Below are 5,670 nucleotides of genomic sequence, written 5' to 3'. Positions count from 1 at the left end.
TTAATACACAACAATTGATTATGATCTCCGAAAATCAGCTCAAACCCAAACATTTGATTCACAATAAGATACGTCAAATTCTATTTATCGACGTCTTGCAAAGGCTTTTGACGGACATTAGAATGAGGGGATGAACCTGAATTCAGGAACTTCAGCTTTACTCATCCGTTCCTGAAGACACTACCATCCCGCCTGTTGAACCATGTGGTTCAGCTACCACCGCTGCAAACTGATTTGGCTTGTCGGTCGGACAGGTATCGACAGAGATTCATTGACAAGTTGAGCCACAGACGTCACCTCTCCAAAAGGTGAATCTTCGACTTGAAAATTATTATCCAGAAGGTGAATGTCATGCTTCTTGTGTGTTTGAGCAAACGTTTTTTCACTGCTCTTGTCCTTTTCATTCTCTGCTGCTCACTCAATCAAGTCAGCGCACAGAATCCCGAAAAAGTCTCGCCTGCGAAAATTCGCTCAATTCTTTCAGAGAATTGTTTTCAATGTCATGGACCGGATGCCAATAAACGAGCGGCTGACCTCCGATTTGATACAAAAGACGGCGCCTTTGCTGACCTGGACGGACACAAAGCCATCGTCCCCGGGGATGTCAAACAAAGCGAACTGTTGACTCGCATCTCATCAACCGACGCCGATCTCAAAATGCCACCGGCAGATAGTGGAAAAACCCTCAAACCCGAAGAAATCGCTCTGTTGAATCGCTGGATTCAGGAAGGCGCAATCTGGCAAGATCACTGGTCTTTTGTGACACCCAAAAAAGCAGCCGCTCCAATCGTCAAACAGCAGAACTGGGCTCGCACTCCCATCGACCAGTTTATTTTATCGCGGTTGGAAAAAGAAGGACTGAAACCTTCACCAGAAGCAGACCGACGGTCTCTCATCAGACGTGTGACGCTGGACCTGACCGGCTTGCCTCCCCAGCCAAAAGAGGTAGAAGCATTCGTGAAAGATCAGTCTCCCAATGCCTATGAAAAAGTGATTGATCGACTGCTGCAATCAACTCATTACGGCGAACACATGGGCCGTTACTGGCTCGACATCGCACGCTACGGTGACACACATGGGCTGCACCTCGATAACTATCGCGAAATGTGGCCGTATCGAGACTGGGTCATCAATGCTTTCAATAAGAACATGTACTACGATCAATTTGTAATCGAACAGTTGGCCGGTGATTTGCTTCCCAACGCTACAATGGATCAACAAATCGCCACCGGTTTTAACCGTTGTCATGTCACAACAAATGAAGGTGGTGCGATTGCCGAAGAAGTCTATGTGCGTAATGTCATTGACCGCGTTGAAACCACCGGACAGGCTTTCATGGGTTTAACACTCGGATGTGCCGTCTGTCATGATCATAAATTTGACCCGTTTACCAAAGCTGAATTTTACCAGATGTTTGCATTCTTCAATAACCTGGATGGCCCCGCCATGGATGGAAACATCAAAGATTCGCCCCCTTCATTGAGAGTTCCCAACGCAAAACAGTCAAAACAACTTAAGGCTTTTAAAGATCAAATAGCCGCCTTGGATCAACAGGGATCCAGCAGAATCAAAACCAACGAACCAGCGTTCCAATCCTGGTTAAAATGGAAACAGGATATCCAGAAAACCGGCAGCAACCCGAATCTCTCGATTCCTCAGCCAGATGGATTACTAGCGGCTTATAACCTCAATGAAAAAACAGGCGCAAAAGCCGTCGATCAGGTGAACCAAAAAAATAGTGCCACAGTCAAAGGCGCACCGAAATGGGTCGCTGGTAAATTTGCAAACGGATTTCAGTTTGCTCCCGGCAGCTACCTGGACCTGGGAAAAACTGGCCAGTTTGCCAAGGCGATTCCTTTTAGTTTTGCTATCTGGGTCAAAACCAACGGCGCGACTTCAGGACCCATTGTTTCGAGTATCAACCCCAATTCGCGCGAGCGTGGTTACGATTTGCAAATCACAAAACGGACGCTCAGCGTCAGACTCATTGACCGTTGGCCTGGTTATGCCGTTCAGGTTCAAACAAAAAATAATGAAATGACTCCCAACCAGTGGCATCATGTCTGTGTGACCTATGATGGTTCATCCAAAGCACACGGAGTTACAATTTACGTTGATGGAAAATCTGCTGAACTGACGATTTCCTCTGACTCATTCAAAAATACAACACCATTGAATTCGACCAACCTGCTACTGGGCCACTCCAACACGAAGGCACATTTAACCAACGGATTCGCCGATGAATTTCGAATCTACGATCATGAGCTTTCCGAAACGGAAGTCAATCAGGTTTATTTTGATAACCAGATCGCACCGATCCTGCTATTAGCCGTAGACAAACGCTCTCCGCAGCAGTTAGATCTTTTGCGACAATATTATTTGAATCAATTCGATTCAGAATACCGCAAATTGCTGGCAAAAAAAGTTCAAATCAAAGCGCAGAACGAAAAGCTGGCGCAATCTCTACCAACGACTCTCGTGTTCCGTGAGCGAAAAGAGATGAAAGAAGCCTTCAATTTGAAACGCGGACAATATGACCAGAAAGGTGAGAAAGTCACTCGAAAGACTCCCTCTCAATTCCCGAAGATGGCAGCCGAATGGCCAGTCAACCGACTGGGACTGGCAAAATGGCTCGTCTCCCCCAATCATCCACTGACAGCACGTGTTACCGTAAACCGTTTCTGGCAGCAACTGTTTGGTGTGGGCATTGTGGAAACCAGCGAAGACTTTGGGAATCAGGGAGCCAATCCTGTTCACCCCGAACTGCTGGATTGGTTAGCGGTTGACTTCCAGGAACACCACTGGGATATCAAACGCTTTATGAAGCAACTATTGATGTCAGCCACCTATCGACAACGCTCAAATGTAACCCCCGCCCTCTACCAGAAAGACCCGAAAAACCGCTTGCTTGCAAGAGGACCTCGCTTCCGCCTGGATGCAGAAACACTCCGTGACCAGGCACTGGCAGTCAGTGGCTTGCTGGTTCCCGTAATTGGTGGCCCCAGCGTCAAACCACCACAGCCTGATGGATTGTGGCACGCCGTTGGTTATTCCGGCTCGAACACAGTCCGCTTCACAAAGGATGCCGGTGCCGACAAGGTATACCGCCGCGGCATGTATACGTTCTGGAAACGGACTTCTCCACCACCAGAAATGTCCACGTTTGATGCACCCAGTCGTGAAACCTGCACAATGCGCAGAGAACGTACTAATACTCCTTTGCAGGCATTACTGCTATTAAATGATCCGCAATATCTGGAAGCAGCACGTGCCCTCGCTCAGCGTATGATGAAAGAAGGAGGCAAGTCTCCGGAAGATCACATTAAATTTGCGTATCTATTAGCGACTGCCAAACCGATAGCACCAAAAGATCTGACACTCACTTTGAATACATTCAAGGATATGCTGTCACATTATCAAGCAGACCCTAAAGCGGCAGCAAAATTGATCGCCGTTGGTGAATCCAAACCGGATGCGACTTTGAATCCGCAGGAGCTGGCCGCCTGGACTATGATTGCAAACCTCATCTTTAACTTAGATGAAGTCCTCAGCAAAAACTAATTACATTCATCTGGAAATTGACAACCAAATCAAAATCGGAAAAAAAATAGAATTCCAAAACTGAATCAATAGAAATCACAAGGTATTGTTATGAATCCCATGCAGGAACATCTCTCTCAAATTTCCCGACGCCATTTTTTCAAAACCGGTGGATTAGGGCTGGGTACGGCTGCTCTCGCTTCTCTGGAATCGGGTCATCAGCAAACCCAGGCGGCAGCCCCTGGAATGAAAGCCACGGGAGGATTGCCGGGCATTCCACACTTTGCCCCTAAAGCAAAACGTGCCATCTATCTATTTATGGCGGGCTCTCCTTCTCAGATTGACACGTTCGACTATAAGCCATCCCTAAACAAACTGTTCGATAAAGACCTCCCCGAATCGGTTCGAAAAGGCCAACGGCTGACCACGATGACTTCGGGACAGGCCCGTTTTCCACTCGCGCCTTCCAAATTCAAATTTAAAAAATATGATAACGGCTCAGAAGGAGCCTGGATCAGTGAACTCCTCCCGCATACTGCAAGTATCGTCAAAGACATCTCCATTGTTAGATCCATCTGGACCGAAGCAATCAACCATGACCCCGCCATCACTTATATCTGCACCGGAAACCAACTCCCCGGTCGCGCCAGTCTTGGTTCCTGGTTAAGCTACGGCCTGGGATCAATGAATGAAAATCTACCCTCATTCGTCGTCTTAACTTCAACCTGGTCCGGACGACAGCAGGCGCAGGCACTTTATAACCGACTCTGGGGCAGTGGATTTCTTGCCAGTAAATACTCGGGCGTCTCGCTTCGCTCAAAAGGGGACCCGGTTTTGTTTCTTTCAAATCCTCCCGGCGTTTCTCCTAAATTAAGAAGACGAATGCTGGATACATTGGCGGAAATGAATCAAAACGAATTCAACGCCATCGGCGATCCGGAAATTCAAACACGGATTTCTCAATATGAAATGGCCTTCCGCATGCAAACTTCAGTTCCCGAACTGACGGACATTTCAAAAGAGACCAAAGCTACACTCGACATGTATGGGCCTGACGTCCATAAACCGGGTACATTCGCCTATCATTGCCTGCTCACACGTCGCATGGCAGAACGGGGCGTGCGGTTCTCGCAAATCTTCCACCGCGGTTGGGATCAACACGCAAACATTGGCGGTGCATTACCAAAACAATGTAACGACATTGACCAACCAGCGGCGGCTTTAGTGAAGGACTTAAAGCAACGCGGCATGCTGGACGACACCCTGGTCATCTGGGGTGGTGAATTTGGTCGAACCGCATACTGTCAGGGTAAATTGACTAAGGATAACTATGGACGAGACCACCATCCTCGCTGCTTTAGTGTCTGGATGGCTGGGGGCGGAATCAAAAAGGGAGTCGTTCACGGCACTACAGACGATTTCAGCTATAACATTGTTGATAAACCTGTTCACATCCATGAATTCAACGCAACCATTCTCCAATGCCTGGGAATTGATCACCGTAAGCTCAGTTATAAATTCCAGGGCCTCGATCAACGTCTGACAGGCGTTGAAGATCATAGCCCCGTCAAAGAAATTCTCGCCTGATAGAAATTCATACCTGAAAAAATAATGGATCGCCGCTTTCAGAAACGGCGATCCATTTTCTATTGAATATTAAACGCTGATCAAAAACTAATTGCCTGCCTTTTTTTTCTGCAATTTTTGCATCTGCTCAGCATAGCGTTTTCCAAACTCCCGCTCTGCCTTGGCATTGAAGTGAACCTGATCTTTTTTGGCAGGCAAACCTTTCGAAGAAGCCACTGCTGTCGACGGCACTTCTTTTGCAATTCCATGTAACGCACTGTTAACGGTACTCACTCCGGGCCGCTCTAAAAACTCACCCAGTTCCCCCATTACAAACGGCAACTCTGGTTCACCAAGATCAGTTCGCAAATCAACAATCATCCCGGAAAGCCGTTTTTGGTAAGAGTTATAAAGTTCCGGGTTCTTGCATTCTGCCTCCCCCTGATGCCAGATCGCCCCCTTGATCACGCCGTGCTTCTGGTTTTCCTTTGCCCACTTCACTGCGCGTTCATAAAGATCTTTGTCTTTTACCCAACGGCTAAGGGGTGTCCCCCCGAAAGCCGC

General features: G+C 47.7%; 3 protein-coding genes. 2 read left to right on the top strand and 1 reads right to left on the bottom strand.

Annotated elements, in window-relative coordinates; translation table 11 throughout:
• Window positions 1-351 precede the first annotated feature (351 nt).
• Both Q0668_RS10050 and Q0668_RS10045 read left to right on the top strand, forming a co-directional pair.
• Window positions 352-3,561: a DUF1553 domain-containing protein gene (locus Q0668_RS10050; RefSeq protein WP_298863712.1), complete on the top strand. Its 3,210-nt coding sequence runs from the start codon at window positions 352-354 to the stop codon at window positions 3,559-3,561.
• 90 nt (window positions 3,562-3,651) lie between these two features.
• Window positions 3,652-5,127: a DUF1501 domain-containing protein gene (locus Q0668_RS10045; protein WP_298863709.1), complete on the top strand. Its 1,476-nt coding sequence runs from the start codon at window positions 3,652-3,654 to the stop codon at window positions 5,125-5,127.
• Window positions 5,128-5,214: 87 nt separating this feature from the next.
• On the opposite strand, the gene Q0668_RS10040 is transcribed toward Q0668_RS10045, so the two are convergent.
• The coding region (locus Q0668_RS10040) for a sialate O-acetylesterase (RefSeq protein ID WP_298863706.1) at window positions 5,215-5,670 on the bottom strand (456 nt) is incomplete at its 5' end.

The sequence above is a fragment of the uncultured Gimesia sp. genome, from assembly GCF_937910335.1.
Classification (GTDB): Bacteria; Planctomycetota; Planctomycetia; order Planctomycetales; family Planctomycetaceae; genus Gimesia.
Note: the sequence above shows the minus strand (reverse complement) of the source record. Positions and strands in the feature narration are given on the sequence as shown.